General features: G+C 65.5%; 15 protein-coding genes. 10 read left to right on the top strand and 5 right to left on the bottom strand.

The window, feature by feature from the left end; translation table 11 throughout:
- Window positions 1-5: 5 nt before the first annotated feature.
- A complete protein-coding gene (locus tag Pla108_RS14560) occupies window positions 6-1,037 on the bottom strand; it encodes a 3-oxoacyl-ACP synthase III (RefSeq protein WP_146445703.1) in 1,032 nt (343 codons plus the stop codon).
- A 645-nt stretch (window positions 1,038-1,682) separates the two neighbouring features.
- On the opposite strand from Pla108_RS14560, the gene Pla108_RS14555 reads away from it, so the two are divergent.
- A complete protein-coding gene (locus Pla108_RS14555) occupies window positions 1,683-2,426 on the top strand; it encodes a gamma-glutamyl-gamma-aminobutyrate hydrolase family protein (protein ID WP_146445702.1) in 744 nt (247 codons plus the stop codon).
- Between the two features lie 219 nt (window positions 2,427-2,645).
- Window positions 2,646-3,533, top strand: coding sequence for a LysR family transcriptional regulator (locus tag Pla108_RS14550; RefSeq protein WP_146445701.1), 888 nt, complete (start codon window positions 2,646-2,648; stop codon window positions 3,531-3,533).
- Window positions 3,534-3,594: 61 nt separating this feature from the next.
- Here the strand turns inward: Pla108_RS14550 and Pla108_RS14545 are convergent, their stop codons facing one another.
- Together Pla108_RS14545 and Pla108_RS14540 are read right to left on the bottom strand one after the other, a co-directional pair.
- Entirely contained in the window at window positions 3,595-4,176 is a 582-nt protein-coding gene (locus Pla108_RS14545; protein WP_146445700.1) for a DJ-1/PfpI family protein, read from the bottom strand.
- A 97-nt stretch (window positions 4,177-4,273) separates the two neighbouring features.
- The gene (locus tag Pla108_RS14540) at window positions 4,274-4,666 is read right to left on the bottom strand and encodes an acyl-CoA thioesterase (RefSeq protein WP_146445699.1); all 393 of its coding nucleotides are present in this window, start codon (window positions 4,664-4,666) and stop codon (window positions 4,274-4,276) included.
- A gap of 205 nt (window positions 4,667-4,871) precedes the next feature.
- On the opposite strand from Pla108_RS14540, the gene Pla108_RS14535 reads away from it, so the two are divergent.
- The 3 genes from Pla108_RS14535 to Pla108_RS14525 all read left to right on the top strand — a co-directional run bounded on the left by Pla108_RS14535 (window position 4,872) and on the right by Pla108_RS14525 (window position 7,642).
- Complete coding sequence (locus tag Pla108_RS14535; protein ID WP_146445698.1) at window positions 4,872-5,372, top strand: acetolactate synthase; 501 nt, start codon at window positions 4,872-4,874, stop codon at window positions 5,370-5,372.
- An 80-nt stretch (window positions 5,373-5,452) separates the two neighbouring features.
- Entirely contained in the window at window positions 5,453-6,163 is a 711-nt protein-coding gene (locus tag Pla108_RS14530) for a hypothetical protein (RefSeq protein ID WP_146445697.1), read from the top strand.
- A gap of 144 nt (window positions 6,164-6,307) precedes the next feature.
- On the top strand, window positions 6,308-7,642 hold the full coding sequence (locus Pla108_RS14525) for an HD domain-containing protein (RefSeq protein ID WP_146445696.1): 1,335 nt from the start codon (window positions 6,308-6,310) through the stop codon (window positions 7,640-7,642).
- Between the two features lie 10 nt (window positions 7,643-7,652).
- Here Pla108_RS14525 and Pla108_RS14520 read toward each other — a convergent pair whose 3' ends face one another.
- A complete protein-coding gene (locus Pla108_RS14520) occupies window positions 7,653-8,069 on the bottom strand; it encodes a hypothetical protein (protein ID WP_146445695.1) in 417 nt (138 codons plus the stop codon).
- 338 nt (window positions 8,070-8,407) lie between these two features.
- Here Pla108_RS14520 and Pla108_RS14515 point away from each other — a divergent pair, with 338 nt between their 5' ends.
- Together Pla108_RS14515 and glgB are read left to right on the top strand one after the other, a co-directional pair.
- Window positions 8,408-8,992, top strand: a complete 585-nt coding sequence (locus tag Pla108_RS14515; protein ID WP_197526574.1) for an RNase H family protein — start codon at window positions 8,408-8,410, stop codon at window positions 8,990-8,992.
- A 70-nt stretch (window positions 8,993-9,062) separates the two neighbouring features.
- Complete coding sequence (glgB, locus tag Pla108_RS14510; RefSeq protein ID WP_146445693.1) at window positions 9,063-11,294, top strand: 1,4-alpha-glucan branching protein GlgB; 2,232 nt, start codon at window positions 9,063-9,065, stop codon at window positions 11,292-11,294.
- Window positions 11,295-11,510: 216 nt separating this feature from the next.
- On the opposite strand, the gene Pla108_RS14505 is transcribed toward glgB, so the two are convergent.
- Window positions 11,511-13,817, bottom strand: a complete 2,307-nt coding sequence (locus Pla108_RS14505) for a hypothetical protein (RefSeq protein WP_146445692.1) — start codon at window positions 13,815-13,817, stop codon at window positions 11,511-11,513.
- A gap of 565 nt (window positions 13,818-14,382) precedes the next feature.
- On the opposite strand from Pla108_RS14505, the gene topA reads away from it, so the two are divergent.
- The 3 genes from topA (at window position 14,383) to Pla108_RS21020 (ending at window position 18,331) form a co-directional block, all read left to right on the top strand.
- Window positions 14,383-17,106 (top strand): type I DNA topoisomerase, encoded by a 2,724-nt coding sequence (gene topA / locus Pla108_RS14500; protein ID WP_146445691.1) that lies wholly within the window; start codon window positions 14,383-14,385, stop codon window positions 17,104-17,106.
- Window positions 17,106-17,783, top strand: coding sequence for a hypothetical protein (locus Pla108_RS14495; protein WP_146445690.1), 678 nt, complete (start codon window positions 17,106-17,108; stop codon window positions 17,781-17,783). Before topA ends, Pla108_RS14495 begins: the two co-directional genes overlap by 1 nt.
- Before the next feature lie 98 nt (window positions 17,784-17,881).
- A complete protein-coding gene (locus Pla108_RS21020) occupies window positions 17,882-18,331 on the top strand; it encodes a hypothetical protein (RefSeq protein ID WP_197526573.1) in 450 nt (149 codons plus the stop codon).
- The last annotated feature ends 7 nt before the right edge of the window (window positions 18,332-18,338 follow it).

Below are 18,338 nucleotides of genomic sequence, written 5' to 3'. Positions count from 1 at the left end.
CGGCGTCAGCCGCCCCACTCGACGGCCATCATCAGGCAGTTGACGCCCGACCCAATCCCCAGCAGGGCGACGCGTTCGCCCGCTTGGAGGACGCCCTTCTCAATGCCGATCGCCAAGGCGCTCGGCAGCGCTGCCGAGCCGGTGTTGCCGAGCCAATCGACTGTCGCGAAGTCGCGGTCGAGCGGCAGCCCGAGCTCGCTGAGCATCATCTTGCGATGAGCGCCGCCCACCTGATGACAGAACGTGCGGTCGATGTCTTCCCGCCGCCAGCCGGACGCGGTGAGGAGCCGCTCGAAATTCGCCGCCCCGGCCGCGACGCCGGCCCGCATCAGGCGTTCGCTGTCGGTCTGCATGACCTGGGCGAGGCCTTCGCTTTGGCACAGGTCGTGATGGACCGTGTCGGCGTGAACCGTCGCGGCCCGCAAGCGGTTGCCGGTCTGGCTGAGCCGCTCGTGACACAACACCATCGCCGCACTTGCCGAGCCGATCGTAAGCGACGCGAACGAATTCTTGACCGAGTCACGTGTCAACGACTGGTCGGCGTTGAGGTTGGCGACCGTGTTCTCGACGAGCTGCCTGCCACACTCGGTGCCAACGACGACACCCGCGTCGATCTGCCCCAGCTCGATCATGGTGGCGATCTGTAGGGCGCCGGAGAGGATGCCCAGACAGGCGTTGGAGACATCCTGGACAACGCACGCCGACGGCAGCCGGAGGGCGTGGTGGACGCGGCAGGCGGTCGCCGGCTCGAGACAGTCACGGCAGACCGACCCATGGAGGCACGCGCCGAAGGCGTCGCGAGCCAGGCCGCTGGCCGCGATGGCCAGCTCGCCGACGCGGCAGCTCACATCGCCCGGGCGGGTTCCCGGGGAGAAGAAACGCCGCTCGCGGATGCCCGACATCAGTTCCAGCCGGCCCGGCGGCAGCCGCAGGCGTTCGTAGAGCGGGCTGAGGCGCTCCTCGAGCTGATCGGAAGTGACAACCTCTTCCGGCAAGAGGTGGGCGACCGCTTCGATACAGACTCGCTCAAACCGCACTCGGAACCCCGGCTTCCCTGGTGTATAAATCGCTTCCGCGTCGCTTTTCGCGGTCTTCGAGGCTAGCCGATTGGTGGGCCGCGCGGAACGGGCCCCGCCACGCTGCGGGGCTGATCCGGGCCCTCCCCTCGGGCCGGGCCGGGGAGAGACGCGGAGTTCTAGCACGCGATCTTGTGCTAGCGTTTGGCCGCCACGCCAAAATCTTCCGTGTCGGTTGCTGGATCGTTACAGAACCTTAACCTCACGACCATCTTGCACCCCGCCAATCACCAGGCCGCTGACAACGGTCGTTACTAACAAGGCCGCATCGAGGGATCGAGCGACTACCGAAGCGGCGACGCATCGGGCCGGGCTGCTGCTAGCAGGGCGACCCGTTGCGTACAAGCGGCGTGCTAGGGATAGCACGTGACGCAGGTTTCCCTGGTGAGACCTCCGTCGTCGGCACGCCCCGCGTAGGGAAAATCTAGATAGAACCGTTCGCCGGCTCCTTGCCGGTTTGCACGGGGGGAGTCTCAGGCGTCTCGCCTGGGAGCGTCTATCGGTGATTCCCTCAATGCTTCGCACTCCGCGCGATCTGCTCAATCGTCGACACGCTTGTTGCGTGACGTTCGGCGGCCTTTATCGCAGCAGGGAGTGCAAGCGAAAATGTCGAAGCCAATTATCGCGTTGAACGCAGATTTCCGTGTCGCCGCTGGCGACAAGCCGGCCGTCTCTTATGTGCCCGCCGGTTACTACGACGCGTTGATCGAAGCCGGCGCTCTGCCGGTGATCCTGCCCCCGCTGGAAGACCAGCAAGACCTGGACCAGGTCCTGCGGATGGTTGACGGCGTGTTGCTAGTCGGCGGCGCCGACCTCGATCCTCGCCGCGATGGCTGGATGCTCCACCCCGCTGTGCGGCCTCTCGCCCCGCGGCGCGAGACCTTCGATCGCCTGCTCGCTCGCACCGTTTGTGAACGACGGATCCCGGCGTTCGGCATCGGCCTCGGGATGCAGCTCCTGAACGTCACGATGGGGGGCAACCTGTTCCTCCACCTGCCGGAAGACCTCCCCGAGGCGCTTCCGCACAACGACCTGTTGGACCCCGCCCACCGGCACACGCTGGAACTCGCCCCCGGTTCGATCATGGACCGCGTCTATGGCGATGGGGAACTCCGCGTCAACAGCCGTCATCACATGGCCATCGACGAGTTGGCCGACTGCTTCCGCGTCACCGCCCGCTGCCCGGACGGCGTCATCGAAGCGGTCGAGTCGACGACCGAGGATTGGTTTGCGATGGGCACGCAGTTCCACCCCGAGGCCGACACCGCCTCGGCGCTCGATCTCCGGATCTTCGAAGAGTTTCTCGCCGGCGTGAGGGAACACGCCGAGCCAATGCGGCTGGTCGCCTAAGTCGACCGCGTCAAGGACGAGAAGGGCGGGCAAGGATGCCTGCTCGGCCGCCGCACGGAAGCATGGCCACGACGCGACCCGGCGATTGTTTCGCCGGGTCGCGTTGTTTCTAGACGGAGGCGTTCGCCGGAACGCGGTGGGTGGGTGGTGATCCGCCCTGTGCATGGCGACAATGCGGGTGATGTCTTTTTTGCATGACCCGGCAGGCCCCGAGACACGATGGACCTCGATCAACTCCGCCAATTCCTGCGGGTCGCCGAGCGGGGCAACATCACCCACGCCGCCGAGTCCCTCGGCCTTTCGCAGCCGACGTTGAGTCGCTCGATCCAACGCCTTGAAGAAGAGTTTGGCCAGCCGCTGCTGGAACGGCAGGCGCGCTCGATCGTCCTGACCGACGCGGGCCAACTCCTGCAGGCCCGCGCGCAGCAGGTGCTGCAGATCATCGACGACACCAAGGCCCAGATCACCGACGACGGCCAGAGCGGCCGCGTGCGGCTGGGGGCGATCCCGACCGTGGCGCCGTACTTCCTGCCCGATTTTTTACGGCGTTTTCACGACGACTTCCCGCGGGCGACGCTCGTCGTCCAGGAGGACACGACCGACCATCTGCTCCACCGCTGCAAGCAGGGGGAGATCGACCTGGCGGTGCTCGCCTTGCCGGTGCAGGCCAAGTACCTCGATATCGAGCCGCTCTTCACCGAGGAGTTGCTGCTGGTGACCTCGCCGGACCACCCGCTCACGGCCCTGGCGACCGTGAACGTCGCCGACGTCGAGCCGTATCCTTTTGTCCTGCTCGACGAGGCGCACTGTTTGACCGAAAGCGTGGTGTCTTTCTGTCGCCAGCGATCGGTGCAGCCTGTCGCGGTTGAACGCACCAGTCAGCTGGCGATGGTCCAAGAACTGGTCGCCCTCGGTCACGGCGTCTCGATGATCCCCGCGATGGCGCGGCGCCTCGATACGGCGGAGACCCGGGTCTATCGCTCGCTCGAAGGCGACGCCCCGACACGCACGGTGGCGGTCGTTTGGAATCCGTATCGGTTCCAGAGTCGGCTGCTTGGGGCGTTGCGGGAGCGGCTGCGGGAGTACGCCGCTACTTTTGCTGCTTGATTTGGGCCGCGCACCAGAAGTTCGGCAAACCCTATCCGATTGAGAGTCACCCAACCAACGATCACGGCTGCAGCTTGCCGCCGAGCACCCGCACGAACTCACGCAACCAGGCCGGGTGAGCCGGCCACGCTGGGGCGGTGACGAGCACGCCATCGACGCACGCCGAATCGAGTCCTGTGGAGGGTTCGTCCCAGACGCCGCCTGCCGCGAGGACTTCGGGCTTGCACGCCGGGTAGGCCTGCATCCGCTTGCCCCGGATGACGTCGGCGGCGGCGAGCAACTGGGCCGCGTGACAGACGGCCGCGATCGGCTTGCCCGACCCGGCGAAGTCGCGGATCACAGCGAGCACGCGTTCGTCGAGCCGCAGGTACTCCGGCGCCCGGCCGCCGGGAATCACCAGACCGGCGAAGTCTTCGACGCGCGTGGCGTCGAGGTCGCCGTTGAGCCGGAAGTTGTGGCCCCGCTTTTCGCTGTAGGTCTGGGCGCCCTCGAAGTCATGGATCGCCGTCGCGACGGTGTCGCCCGACTTCTTGCCGGGGCAGACCGCGACGCAGTCGTACCCAACCATCGAGAGCGCTTGGAACGGGACCATCACCTCGTAGTCTTCGACGTAGTCGCCGACGAGGAAAAGCAGGCGTTTCATGTTGGTAGGGTCCGCTGGGCGGACCGTTCGTTGGAGCCAATCGCCAAATTGGGCCAGGTTGGATGGAACGTTGGAACCTCGGTCCGCCCAGCGGACCCTACTGGTCGTCGATTTCGAGCTCGCGGGGGATACGCTGCACACGGCCTTCGCGGTCGATGCTGGCGATTGTCGTCTCGGCCTCGGCGACGAGCCGCTCGCCCACCTTGATGACATAGCGATGGTCGATCCGGGCGCCGAACGCGCGCTCGGTGCGGATCCAAATCCGCAGGGTGTCGCCGTAGCGGGCGGGCGACTTGTAGCTGACGGTCGCCTTCGCGACCACCAGCAGGACGCCCGCCTCCTCGATCTTGGCGTAGTCGTAGCCCGTGGATTTAAGCAGTTCGACCCGCGCTAACTCCATATACCGCAAGTAATTGGAGTGGTGGACGATGCCTTGGGCATCGGTCTCGTAGTAGCGGACCGGGAGGTCGAATTCGTGCTCGCGCGGCATCGTGTCGATGGTGGTGACCTTGGGGCTGATGGCGGATCTTTGAGGCTATCGCCCGCGGACGCCGAGGGCAACGCGCCCCGGTCGCGTCGCTGTCCGGCCTGAGTTGCACCAACCCTTTGCGGGGTCTATCTTTACGGCTTCGGGCGGACCGCGGCGGGCGGGGCGCCAACCGCTGACGCTAGCTAACAAGCGACGGATCCCCCGCATGAGCATCGGCGACGGCTCGATCACCCAAGACCTTACCGCCCGCGGGCGGGATTACCCGTCTATCCGTCAGTTCACGGTCTTTCTCGAGAACCGTGTTGGGCAACTGATGAGCGTGGTCCGGCGATTCGAAGGGAGTCAGGTGCGGATCGTCGCTTTGACGATCAGCGACTCGACCGAGTGCGCCCTGGTGAGGTTTTTGCTCAGCGACCCCGAGGCGGGCCGCGAGATCCTCGAGCGGGCCGGCCTCGCGATCGTCGAGTCGGACCTGATCGGTGTCGAGCTACAGGCGACCAACCAGCCGATGCTGCAGGTCTGCACCGCGCTGCTCGCCGCCGAGGTGAACATCACCCAGGTCTACCCGCTGCTGGTGAGGCCGAATGGCCGGCCGGCGGTGGCGTTGATGGTCGACAACATCGAACACGCGACCGAGACCCTCCTCGCCAAGGGCTTCCACACGATTAACGAGGACGAGCTGAAGTCGTTCGACCCGATGAGTTGAAAAGCACCTTGAAGGGCCTGGGTCGGATGCGGCCCCGCCCGCCGGACTGATCTTCCGCCTGCTCACCTCTGCTTGTTTCCATGGCGATCAACGTCACCTGCCCGAGCTGTCTGAAGCGATTCACGGTTGCGGACGAGCACGCCGGCAAGACGGGCCCGTGCCCAGCCTGCAAGAAGCCGATCACGATTCCGGATGCCGACCAAGAGGTCGTGATCCATGCTCCCAAACCGGACGGCCCGACCGACGCGAAGGGCCGTTCGGTCCTTAAAACGTCGAAGCGGAAGGACGGGGCGTTCGATCCGCTGATCGCCACCGGGGTCGGGATCGTCGCGCTGCTTGCGCTGGTCGCCGCGTTCCTGCTGCGTGGTTCGGAGCAAGCCGACTCGTGGCCCGTGCTCGCCGGTGGCGCCGTTCTGCTGGGGCCGCTGGTCGCGTGGGCCGGGTACGGCTTCCTACGGGATTCTGAGCTGGAGCCGCACCGGGGCGGCGTCCTCTGGCTGCGGTCGGCCATCGCTGGCGTCGTCTTTGCGATCGCGTGGTACGTCTACTACCACCTCGCCGGCCAGCTGGGGGACTCCGACTGGCAGACGGTCGGCTTGCAGCCTTGGCAGATGCTCCTTGCGGCGGGTGTGGCGGTTGGCATCGCGACTTTCGGGTCGTTCGCTTCGCTCGACCTCGAGCCGTTTATGGCGTTCTTCCACTGCTCACTCTACTTCGTGCTAACGGTGCTGCTCCGCGTGGTGATGGCGCTCCCCGCGCTGCCGGGGCTCGTGACGGGGGACGGGGGGTAATTCGGAAGCGCGTGGATTGCGTTTCGTGGTGCGCTCCGGGCGCTGACGCTTCCGGCTCACCAGCTCGATGGATGGCGAGCCGTAAGCGTCAGCGCCCGGAGTGAATCCCCAACCAACCCGCCCGACGATTTTAAACCCGCCCCCATGTCCTCGCTGCTCGATATCGCCGAAATCCGCGGCCTCTACGGGTCGGCGACGGGGCTTGTCCGGATCCCCCCCGGGGTCGATGTGCCGATCACGCCGCGCGTGCGGCAGCTGATCGACACGCCCGAGTTTCGGCGGCTCACGCGGATCAGCCAACTGGGACTGGTTTCGCAGGTCTACCCGGCCGCCAACCACACGCGTCACGAGCACTCGCTGGGCGTCTACCGAACGGCGATCGAGTACCTCCACAGCTTGGCGAGCGACGAGCGCTTCGCCGCCCTGGTGCGGCCCGAGGACGCCGAGCTCTTCTTAGCCGCCGCGTTGCTGCACGACCTGGGGCACTGGCCGTTCTGTCACCCGATCGAAGACATCCGTCTGCCGCAGACGCCCGACCACGAGCTATTCGCGAACAGCTTCCTGCTGGAGGGCGAGATCGCCGACGCCTTGCGGGACGACTGGGGCGTGAACCCGCGCGACGTGGTGGCGTTGCTCTCGGGCAAGCCGACCGACCGACGGGGCAGGGTGCTGCAGTCGCTGCTCTCCGGGCCCATCGACGTCGACAAGGCGGACTACCTGGTCCGTGACAGCCTCCACGCCGGCGTGCCGTACGGCCAGCACTTCGACCGCTCGCGGTTGGTGCGGAGCCTCTGTCTGAACGAAGCGGGGGACGGCGTCGCGATCACCGAGAAAGGCAAGACCGCCGCCGAGATGATGGTCTTCGCCCGCTATGTGATGTTCAGCGAGGTTTACTGGCACCACGCGGTCCGGTCCGCGACGGCCATGTTCCAGCGGGCCTTCTTCCAGGTCTACCGCGGCGTCGACCTCGACGCCCTGTTCCGTCAGACCGAGCAGCCGTTCATCGCCACGCTCATGGAGGCCGCCGGCGACGGCCCCGCCGCGGAGTTGCTCGGCGGGCTCTTTGGCCCGACACGGCGGCTCTACAAACGACTGACCCAGTACAGCCTGTTCGAGTCGCCCGAGCTGTACCGCCGCGTGGCGCGGCGCCCGTACCCGTGGCTGGTCCGCTGCGCTGAGGAGTTCGCCGGGGTGATGAGCCGCGCGATGTCGCGGGTCGTCGCTCCGCACGAGGTGCTGTTCGACGCCCCCCCGACAGAGCTCGAGGTCGAATTCGACATCGAGGTGCGCGATTCGCATTCGGGCGTCTACCGCCGGCTGGGCGAGATTTCGCCGATGGTCCGCACGCTCGCCCGCGAGCAGTTCGATGATTACGTCAAACGGGTGCGGCTATTCGTTCATCCACGTCTGGCGGACGACGCTCGGTCGCTGCGGGCGCTGCCGGACATGATCCACGAAGCGATCGACCGGGTCGGCTGACACGGCGGGCTTACGCCAGCTGGGTTTCAGGCTCGACCACGGGCTCGGTTCCTAGCCCCAACTCTGTCGCGAGCGGAACGGCCCGAGGACGCTGGCGGGCGATCTCCGCCGCCTGCTCGAACGAAACGCTACCCAGCTCGACCAAGTGCTGGATGACGGAACGTTGCCGCCCCTGCTGGACGAGCAAGAGTTGGGCGACCTGATCGGCCGTCAGGTAACCCTTCTCGACCGCGATTTCGCCGAAGCGGCGGTCGGGCGAGGCGTGCTGGGTGCGGATGACATCGAGCACTTGGCGAACACCAAGGAGGCCTTCCTCAATGGCCACCTGACCAAGCGGCGGACGCTCTTCGTCACGACGGCCGAGGGCCTCGACGTAGTCGTCGGCCGACACGACGCCGGAACGGACCAGTGAAAGTTCGAGTTCCACGGGGAGTCAGCCCTTCCCTTCCGAGAGAGGTTCGCGGGGGCCTGTCGTTGCGGGCGTGGGAAGAGGCGGTCTCACAACTTGCGGAGGACTTCGCCACGCGGCCATGGGAAATCTACTCCTGAAATCGGCGCGACGCCGGACGGAAACTTTTTTGCCGACCAGACTGCCGAGAACCACGCCGGACGCCCGCGTAACCCTCCCAATTGTCCCGTAAAGGTTTGCCGAATAGGAAGTCTGGAGAAAACGCGTCGCGAGCGCCGATGACGCTAGCACGGCAAGCTACCGCGGACCGTCCGCCCGCTCGCCGCCTGCCCTCCCCCCGTGTGACCAGACTCCCCATGCAGGCATCGCGACCACGTTTCGTCCTGATCGCCGAGACCGAGCAAGCCGGCGACGGCGCGCTGTGGCGATTCGCTCTGCACGCGGCCGACGCGTCGGTGACGGTCGCCGCCTGCGACTCGGAAGAAGGGGCCGACGACGACCGCCTGGTCCTCTTGGCGATGGTTCGGGGACTCGAGGCGCTCGACCAGCCCGCCGACGTGACGGTTGTCACCCGATCGGCGACCGTCCTGCGGGGGCTAACGCGTGGCCTCAACGAGTGGCGGAACAACCACTGGCGCTGGGAGCGTTTCGGCCGCCTGACGCCGATCCGCGACGCCGACCTCTGGCAACGGGTCGATCAGGCGCTGCGCTACCACACCGTCCATTGCCGGAGCTGGCGGTTCGACCAGCCGGCCGAGCGGTCGTCGCCGCCACGGCCACACTTCGCCCGCCGCGTGACGCGCCCGGCCGCCGCGGACCGCCTCCCCGAAACAGAGAGCTGGATCGAAGGTCGGCCCGACTCACCGGCCATGGTGATCGTCCGAACCCCCCGCTCACGCCGCCGAGTGCGGCTAGCCGAACCGGTCTCGGTTGCCTGCTGAGCCCTCGAAATAGAACGCTGCGACCCCTCCCTCACGACGACCCGCCCACGCTCTGCGAAGGATGCAACCCGTGCGAACTCAAGTTTCCCTCGACGCCATCGGCGCTTTGACCGAAGGCCGGCACGAAAACCCTTTTGATATTCTTGGGCCTCACGAGGTCGTGGATCAGGGCCGCCGCGCCCTGGCGGTGCGGGCGTTTCAGCCTGATTCAAAGCAGATGTGGCTGGTCGACCCCGCTCAAGGGCGGTCGCGCCCGATGCGGCGGATTCATCCGTCGGGTCTGTACGAAGCCATCTGTCCCATTGAAGATAGAGTGGCTGGGAAGACGGCGAAGGCCAGTGAATATCAATTCCGCGTTTCTGATGCTAACGGCGGGCGAAAGACCATGCACGACCCCTACGCGTTTCAGCCTCTGCTGACCGACTACGACCTGCACCTGCTCCACGAGGGGACGCACTACGACGCCTACGAGCGTCTCGGCGCGCACCAGCGTGAGATCGACGGCGTGCTCGGCGTGAACTTCGCTGTCTGGGCGCCCAACGCCGAGGGGATCAGCGTCATCGGCGACTTCAACGGTTGGAGCCGGGCAACCCACCCGATGCGTAAACGCATCCCGAGCGGCATCTGGGAGTTGTTCGTCCCGGGGATCGACGCGGGGACGCTCTACAAGTTCGCCGTCAAACAGAAGGGGGGCGCCGTCGTCGAGAAGTGCGATCCGTACGCGTTCGCCGCCGAGGTGCCGCCGCGGACCGCAAACATCGTCACCGACCTGTCGATTCACCAGTGGAACGACGCCGAGTGGATGGCCAACCGCGTTGAGCGGAACGGCCTCGACGCCCCGCAGAGTATTTACGAGCTGCACCTGGGGAGTTGGCGCCGTGATCCGGCGGACCCCGATCGCTGGCTCAGCTACGGCGAGATCGCCCCGCAGCTGGTCGAGTACTGCCAGCGGATGGGCTACACGCACGTCGAGCTGATGCCCGTCAGCGAGCACCCCTTCACGGGCAGTTGGGGCTACCAGACCGTCGGCTACTTCGCCGCCACGAGCCGGTACGGCCGCCCCGAGGACCTGATGGCCTTCGTCGACGCGCTCCATCAGGCGGGCATCGGCGTCATCATCGACTGGGTCCCCGCGCACTTCCCGAAGGATGAGCACGGCCTGCGTCTCTTCGACGGCACGGCGATGTACGAGCATGAAGACCCCCGTCAGGGCGAGCACCCCGACTGGGGGACGATGATCTTCAACTACGGCCGCAACGAGGTGGCGGGCTTCTTGCTCGCCAACGCTCTGTTCTGGTGCGACAAGTACCACATCGACGGCCTCCGGGTCGACGCCGTCGCGTCGATGCTCTACCTCGATTACAGCCGCGAAGGGGGCGAGTGGATCCCCAACAAGTACGGCGGCCGTGAGAACCTTGAAGCGATCGACTTCTTCAAGACCTTCAACGAAGTGGTCCACGAGCGGCACCCCGGCGTTATGACGATCGCCGAGGAGTCGACCGCCTGGGGCGGCGTCTCACGCCCCACCTACCTGGGCGGCCTCGGCTTTACGCTGAAGTGGAACATGGGCTGGATGAACGACACGTTGCGGTACTTCCGCCACGAGGCGATCCACCGCAAGTACCACCACGACGAACTCACGTTCTCGCTGATCTACGCGTTCACCGAGAACTTCTGCCTGCCGTTCAGCCACGACGAAGTGGTGCACGGCAAGGGCTCGCTGCTCGATCAAATGCCGGGCGACATCTGGCAGAAGTTCGCCAACCTACGGCTGCTCTACGGCTACATGTGGACGCACCCCGGCAAGAAGCTCACCTTCATGGGCTGCGAGTTCGGCCAGTGGAACGAGTGGAACTACAACACGTCGCTGCAGTGGGACCTGTTGCAGTGGAGCTCCCACCAGGGGCTGCAGAACTACGTCGCGCACCTCAACCACCTCTACCAAAACGAGCCCGCGCTCTACGAGGTGGACTTCGACAGCGAAGGCTTCGAGTGGATCGACTGCCACAACCACGAGGACAGCATCCTCGCCTTCATGCGGAAGGGCAAAGACCCGAGCGACTACGTCATCTCCGTGAGCAACTTCACGCCGGTGCCCCGCCACGGGTACAAGCTGGGCGTCCCTGAGGTCTGCTTCTACGAAGAGATCAGCAACAGCGACTCGACCTACTTCGGCGGGAGCGACGTCGGCAACTCGGGCGGCGTGATGGCCACCAGCCGTGGCGCCCAAGCCCGCCCGGCGTCGGTCGAGCTAACGCTGCCGCCGCTGTCGACCGTGATTCTCAAGCCGCGTCGTGGCTAATCCCTTCCGCCTCGGCCTGAAGGGCCGAAGGACGATAGCCCAGGGCGCCGCCCTGGGACGCTGGTAGCAAAAAAACCGAAGCCCTGAAGGGGCGCCATCTCCGGCGCCCCTTCAGGGCTCTTTTTGCGGTCGGTCCAGAGTACCCAGGGCGTTGCCCTGGGCTGTCGTCTGTAAGCCCTACAGGCTTGATCGACCCTCTGGCGGCCCGATTTACTACTACTGCAGCTGATCCGGCGTCCGATCCCAATCGAGGCCCGACTCGTCGAGCAGGTTGCCGATCAGCGCGAGGATCTTGCCCTGGGCGCGGCCTTGGTTGAGCGCGTCGCCGCCTACCCAGCGGTCGCCGTCGCGGAGGAACTCGCGGCGGAGTTCGTCCTCGGCGCCGATCCGCTCGGCGATACGCAGCACGTAGGCGATCGAGTGGTCGTGGTTCAACTCGGCGCCAACCGCGCCCGGCTTCAGTTCGAACACCGCTTGCAGCAGGTCGGGACCGGGGGCCACCAGCGGTTCGGGCTGGCTGAGTCGCAGCGGCACCTGGCGGGCGTTGGGCGCCACCGGGCCGATCGTCAGCAGGCTGAAGGCGTCGGTCTCGAGGACGTCGTCGGCCTTGACCGGGGCGTCCTCCTGATCGGCGAGCAGCTCGGCTAACGAGCCTCCCTTCTCGGTCGCTTGTTTGGCGAGCTCCTCCGCCTTCTTCAGGGCGATCTCCGCCGCCTTGTCGCGCTTCCAAGCGGCGACGACTTGGTCGCGGACGTCTTCCAGCTTCGGGATGACGGCCGGGTAACGCTCGGTGACCACCATTAAGTAGTGATTGCCGTCGGCGTCGCGCGTCAGCACCGGCTGGTAGCGGTCGACATCCTCGCTACGGAAGGCGAGGTACCAGCCGGGTAGGGCGTTGGCGTCGGACGAGTCGGTGTTCCGCGAACGACCGACCTCGGTGTCGCGAAGCTCCATCTGCGACGCCTGGTCCATTTCTACAAGTTCGAGGGCTTCGGCCTCGGCGAGCGGCTTGAGATTGGTGAGCGACTCAGGGGCTGCCGGCGCCTTGCCTTCACCGCCAGCCGCTTCGGCCTCGAGTTGCTTGTCGAAGAACTCGGCGAAGTCGTCGTCAAGCGTCGACTTCACACGGTTCATCTTGTCCATGATCTGTTTCGCGGCGAGCTCAATCGCGAGCCGGCGGCGGATCTCGTCCTTCACTTCCTCGAGCGGCTGGTAGACCGAGTCATCCGCGTCGGACGTCTCTTCTTCCGCTGGTTCCGCCGCTGGCTCGGCGGTGTCAGAAGCGTTCTTTTCCTCCTCTTCTTCCTCTTCCTCCTCAACCGCTTCGCGGTTGCGGAGCGGGTTGTTCGACTCGGTCGGGGCGGCTTCGTCGGCGGGCGTTTCGGCTTCTTCAGTCGCCTCTTCGGTCGTCTCTTCTGCGGCGGGTGCTTCGGCCGCCTCTTCTTCCATTGCCTCCTCGTCCGCGGCGTTATCCATCTCGTCGGTGTCCGATTCGGCGGTGTCGGACGACTCGTCTTCTGTCAGTTCGCTCGATCCGAGCAGGCCGTCGTCGCCGAAGAGTCCACGGTCGGCCTGGATAAAGCTCTCCTTATTGTCCTCGTAGAATTGGGCGATCTGCTCGTCGGTGACCTCGGCGGTCGCCTGCTCCACCGCCGCGGCGAAGTCGGCCCGCAGGTAGGCGAGCTTCACCCGTGGCGGCGTCGCGAAGGCGGGCTTGGCCGACGGGAGCTCCACGTTGCCGTAGCCGGTGAGGACTTCGGTGGTTGGCTCGCGGCCACGGTACTCTTCGAAGAAAGCCTCGACCTCGGCGTCGGTCGGCTCGGGCGCCTCGTCGAGAAACGCTTCGATCGGCAGCGGGGCGGCTTCTACAACGACGCGCTCGTTGACCTTCTTCCAGTCTTCCCACCGCTCTTCGGGGAGGATCGTCTGGAAAACGTAGGCGTGGCTGGCGAGGTAGTTGTTGGCGAGCATCGCTTCGCGCAACAGGTCGAAGACGAACGAGATCGTCGCGCGACGGCCGTTGCCCGCGTTCATGCGCGAGAGGATTTCCCGCATCTGGTCGTTGCTGACCCGGTCGCGGCCGAGTGCGCGGAGGTAGTCGACGATCATGTCGTCGCTAACCACCATGCCGGCTTCGCGGGCCCGTTCGGCGAATATTTTAGTGCGGACAACCGACTGCTCGACCCCTTGCTCGCGGGAACGGGGAAGGTCGATCGGTTGCACCCGGAGGCCAAGGTCCTGGGCGCCATCCTCCATCGCGTCGCGGGTGCCGACTTCGTAGACGGCCTGTTGGAACGCCGAAAGGATGTTGCGGTGGACGACCGCCTGCTCGAGCTGGCGCTCGTTGACGCGTCCTCCGTTCCAGGTGGCGACCACTTGGTTGTCCCCGGAAGAGCCGCCGGAACCACCGCCGGCGTACTGCATCAGCGGGTCGGCGACGACAAAGGCGAACATCAGCAGCACGCACATGACGGCCATCAGGACGCCGGAGTACTTATTAAACGCGCTCAGGGGGGTGGCCATCAGCGGCTAGCTCCTAGCGAACCGGCGCCCCTCGAGGAGGGGGGGTCCGCGGTTTTCTCGTGGCTTTGTGTCGCATCCGAGCGACACGGATCGTTAAGGCGCCGCCAGCGGGGCTGGCTTTGCCGGACTTTCGTTTCGGGGGTGCTCTCGCGGACAGGGTGCTACCGGGGCTGGCCCCGACAGACACTCCCGGACTTGACAGCGGTTGACGAGTCGCCGCACCTTGCTGCGGCCGTCGGGCTGCGGCCGTCGGCGACAAGTGAAGCCAGGGATTGTCTGGCGTTTTCGACGCAAACGCAATCCCAGCAGCGAGTGTCGTCGAGCTGAGGACCCCACGGCGGCGACGAATCTGCCGGCTTGCCGTCGCCAGCAGCCGCGGGGCGGCGTAGCATTCGGCGCGGCTGGAGCGGTTGCGCGGCCGGCTGGCGGTCGCTTGCTGCCGTCAGAACCCTCCGAACCGGTCGTTTTTTCCAGCGGCTGGGCTGCTAGCAGCTGTCTGTCTGATACACAGCCAATACCGACCCGACCCCCCACTAGAGACGCGTCCCCTCGCTCGCGACACCTGATGGCCAAAAAGAAAGCCGCCGCCTCCGCCGGCCAGGGCAACGCCCTGGTGATCGTCGAATCGCCCGCCAAGGCGAAGACGATTGGCAAGTACCTGGGCGCGGGGTTCACCGTCGAAGCGTCGGTGGGCCACGTCCGTGACTTGCCGCAGGGCGCCGCGCAGATCCCCGCCAAGTACAAGGGCGAGAAGTGGGCCAGCCTCGGCGTGAACGTCGACAAAGACTTCGAGCCGATCTACGTCGTCTCGCCCGGCAAGTCGAAGCAGATCAAGCTGTTGAAGGACCAGCTCAAGAAGGCCGACACCCTCTACCTGGCGACGGACGAAGACCGCGAGGGGGAGGCGATCAGCTGGCATCTTCTCGAGCTGCTGCAGCCCAAGGTGCCGGTCCATCGGCTGGTGTTCCACGAGATCACCAAAGAAGCCATCCAAGAAGCGATCAAGACGCCGCGCGACGTCGATGACGGGATGGTCCGCGCCCAAGAGACCCGCCGGATCCTCGACCGCCTGTACGGTTACGAGGTCTCCCCGCTGCTGTGGCGGAAGGTGCGCCCCAAGCTCTCCGCCGGGCGCGTGCAGAGCGTCGCGGTGCGGATGATCGTCGATCGCGAACGCGAACGGATGGCCTTCGTCTCCGCCACGTGGTGGGACTTGCTCGGCGTCTTTGCCAAGAAGGGCGACGCCAAGCAGCAGCTCGAAACAACGATTGTCTCGGTCGACGGCCGCAAGCTGCCCAACGGCAGCAACTTCGACCAGAACACCGGCAAACTCAAGAACGACGCCCTGTTGCTGCTCGACGGCCCCGCCGCCGAGCAACTGGCCGAACGGCTCCGCACCGGCGAGTTCCGTGTCGCCAGCGTCGAAGAGAAGCCGTACACGACCAAACCGTACGCCCCGTTCACGACCAGCACGCTGCAGCAAGAGGCGAACCGCAAGCTCGGGTTCACCGCCCGGCGGACGATGCAGGTGGCGCAGGCCCTCTATGAGAACGGCCACATCACCTACATGCGTACCGACTCGACGAATCTGTCGAAGATGGCGGTCGAGGAAGCTCGCAACCTGGTGAAGAGCGAGTACGGCGACAAGTTCTTGCCGGCCGAGCCCCGCACCTACAGCTCGAAGGTGAAGAACGCTCAGGAGGCGCACGAGGCGATCCGTCCCGCGGGCACGCCGTTCGCGGTGCCGTCGGTGCTGAAGTCGCAGCTCGGCTCCGACGAGTTCAAGATCTTCGACCTCGTCTGGAAGCGGACCATCGCCAGCCAGATGGAAAACTCCCAGGGCCGCCGGATCGTCGTGACGATCGAAGGCGAGGGGTGCGTCTTCACGGTCAGCGGCAAGACGATCGACTTCCCGGGATACTTGCGGGCCTATGTCGAGGGGTCGGACGATCCCGACGCAGAGCTTGCCGACCAAGAGAAGACGCTGCCGAGCGTCACGGTCGGCGAAGGGCTCGACTGTGTCTCGATCGTCGCCAAGGATCACACGACCCAGGCGCCCGGCCGTTACAGCGAAGCGGCGTTAACCAAGGCGCTCGAGGAGAAAGGCATCGGCCGGCCGAGCACGTACGCGTCGATTATCGACACGATCCTCGCGCGGAACTACGTGTTCAAGAAAGGCGGGGCGTTGGTTCCGACGTGGGTCGCCTTCTCGGTCATTAAGTTGCTCGAGGACCATCTGACAGGCCTGGTCGACTACCAGTTCACCGCACAGATGGAGGACGACCTCGACGCGATCAGCCGTGGCGAGCGCAACAGCCTCGACTACCTCAAGAACTTCTACTTCGGCAACGGCAAGCCGGGCCTCAAGCAGCAGCTCGCCAACAAAGTCGAAGAGATCGACGCCCGCGCCATCAGCCGCATCTCGCTCGGCAAAGCCGACGATGGCGTGGAAGTTTTCGTCCGCGTGGGCCGCTACTCGCCGTTCGTCGAGAAGGGTGAGCAAACCGCGTCGCTGCCGGACGAGCTGCCGCCCGACGAGGTGAAGCTCCCCTACGCCCTCGAGCTGCTCGCCCAGGCCGAGAAAGCCGAGGAGCCGCTCGGCACCTGCCCCGAGACGGGCAAGCCGGTCTACCTGAAGGTCGGTCGCTTCGGTCCCTACATCATGCGGGGGACGCCCGAGGACGAAGAGAAGCCGAAGAACGCGTCGCTGCTGAAGGGGATGAACCCCGACGACGTCGACTTCGAGACGGCGCTCAAGCTCCTGAGCCTGCCGCGAGTCGTCGGCGATCACCCGAAGCTCGAAGGGACGATCGAAGCGTTCAACGGCCGCTACGGGCCCTACGTGAAGTGCGGCAGTGAGACCCGTTCGTTGCCGGCCGACATCTCACCGCTCGACGTCACGCTCGAACAAGCGATCGAGCTGCTGAACCAGCCGAAGCAGCGGGGCAGGGGAGCCGCGAAGCCGCCGCTCCGGGTTTTTGAAGAGAAGTCACCCGTCACCGAGGGCGTGGTCCAGATCATGGACGGCCGGTACGGACCGTACGTCACCGACGGCGAGTCGAACGCGTCGCTGCCGAAGGGACAGAGCCCCGAAGAACTGCCGTTCAACGAAGCGCTGAACCTGCTCGCCGCCCGCGCCGCCGCCGGCGGTAGCAAGAAAAAGAAATCGGCCAAGAAGAAGACCACCAAGAAGGCGGCGACTAAGAAGAAATCGACTACGAAGAAGTCGACCACCAAGAAGAAGACGGCGAAGGGCGCCACGAAACGCGCGACGAAGAAGGCCGACTGATGTTCCCGATCGAGCCCGGCAGAGATTACGCGGTCATCACCGGCGACGTGATCGACTCGTCGAGTCTCGCCTCCGCCGATCGCCAGCGGCTGCCGGCGTTGATCCACGAGGTCAGCGCGACGCTCGTCGATTGGTTCGGCGACGAGAAGCTGACGCCGATTTCGATCTTCGGCGGCGACTCTTGGCGAGTCTTGCTCGCTTCGCCAGCAGACGCCCTCCGCGTGGGGCTCTTCATCCGTGCGTCGCTGTTAGCGTCGGGGTTGAATATCGATACGCGGATGGCGATCGCCGTCGGTGGCGTCGACTTTGTCCCTGACGGCGATATCGAGCAGGCCGACGGCGAGGCGTTCCGGCTATCGGGCCGGGAACTTGGCGAGATGGCGAATGGCTCAACCAATCTTGGGTTTGCCTGCGCCGATGCTTTGACCTCGCGCCATTGGTCGCTCGTCTTTTGCCTCGTCGACGCTCTTATCCGGACGAACTGGACGGCCAACCGCGCCCGAGCGGTGAGCGGGGCCCTGCGTGATTGGCCGGGGAGCCGAATCGGCGAGCTTTGGCCAACCGCTATCAGCAAGCAAACGGTCGGGCGCCATCTTGCCGAAGCCGGGTGGGACGCGGTGCTCTTGGCGGTCATCGAGTACGAAGGCATTTTTTCCCCGTCAGCGCCCCAGCGCTGACCCTTCGTGGGTAAGCGCTATGGCGCTTACATATTAAAAGTAAGCGCCATAGCGCTTACCTGCTGACTAGTTTCGTGCCTATTGCTGAGGCCGCAGCCATGCATGACTCACCGCTCCAGGTCCTGTTTCGAGTGATCGCTCAGCTGCCCGATGGCGTTCTCGATGGGGTCGTCATTCTCATCGGCGCCTGGATGGTCACCTTCCCTGCGGGCTGGCTCGTTGCGCGGTTGATGCGTAAGAAGAACGAGCAGCTCGAGACAAGCCTCTCGGCAGGCCAGCACGTGATCCCTACCTCGACGCGCGGCTTCGCCGACGGCGGAAAAGTCATTGGCCGGCTCGAACGACTGCTGATTTATCTGTTCGTCTTGAGTAACGCCCTCGGGGCGGTTGGGTTTCTGATTGCGGCAAAGAGCATCTTCCGATTCGGCGAGTTGTCCGACCAGAAGAATCGCCTTGAGGCGGAGTACATCACGATCGGCACGCTGCTGAGTTTTGCCGTCGGCCTCGCGATCGCCATGGGAGTGCGGTGGATCACGTTTGGCGGCTGACCGCCTT

It is taken from the genome of Botrimarina colliarenosi (genome assembly GCF_007859955.1).
In the GTDB taxonomy this organism is placed as follows: Bacteria; Planctomycetota; Planctomycetia; order Pirellulales; family Lacipirellulaceae; genus Botrimarina; species Botrimarina colliarenosi.
The sequence above is the reverse complement of the archived record's forward strand: the minus strand, read 5'-3'. Positions and strand labels throughout refer to the sequence as shown.

Coding starts and splice junctions, on each gene's coding strand:
- Pla108_RS14555 (WP_146445702.1), top strand. CDS start 1,683: ATGTCGAAGCCAATTATCGCGTTGAACGCAGATTTCCGTGTCGCCGCT.
- Pla108_RS14550 (WP_146445701.1), top strand. CDS start 2,646: ATGGACCTCGATCAACTCCGCCAATTCCTGCGGGTCGCCGAGCGGGGC.
- Pla108_RS14545 (WP_146445700.1), bottom strand. CDS start 4,176: ATGAAACGCCTGCTTTTCCTCGTCGGCGACTACGTCGAAGACTACGAG.
- Pla108_RS14540 (WP_146445699.1), bottom strand. CDS start 4,666: ATGCCGCGCGAGCACGAATTCGACCTCCCGGTCCGCTACTACGAGACC.
- Pla108_RS14535 (WP_146445698.1), top strand. CDS start 4,872: ATGAGCATCGGCGACGGCTCGATCACCCAAGACCTTACCGCCCGCGGG.
- Pla108_RS14530 (WP_146445697.1), top strand. CDS start 5,453: ATGGCGATCAACGTCACCTGCCCGAGCTGTCTGAAGCGATTCACGGTT.
- Pla108_RS14525 (WP_146445696.1), top strand. CDS start 6,308: ATGTCCTCGCTGCTCGATATCGCCGAAATCCGCGGCCTCTACGGGTCG.
- Pla108_RS14515 (WP_197526574.1), top strand. CDS start 8,408: ATGCAGGCATCGCGACCACGTTTCGTCCTGATCGCCGAGACCGAGCAA.
- Pla108_RS14505 (WP_146445692.1), bottom strand. CDS start 13,817: ATGGCCACCCCCCTGAGCGCGTTTAATAAGTACTCCGGCGTCCTGATG.
- topA (WP_146445691.1), top strand. CDS start 14,383: ATGGCCAAAAAGAAAGCCGCCGCCTCCGCCGGCCAGGGCAACGCCCTG.
- Pla108_RS14495 (WP_146445690.1), top strand. CDS start 17,106: ATGTTCCCGATCGAGCCCGGCAGAGATTACGCGGTCATCACCGGCGAC.
- Pla108_RS21020 (WP_197526573.1), top strand. CDS start 17,882: ATGCATGACTCACCGCTCCAGGTCCTGTTTCGAGTGATCGCTCAGCTG.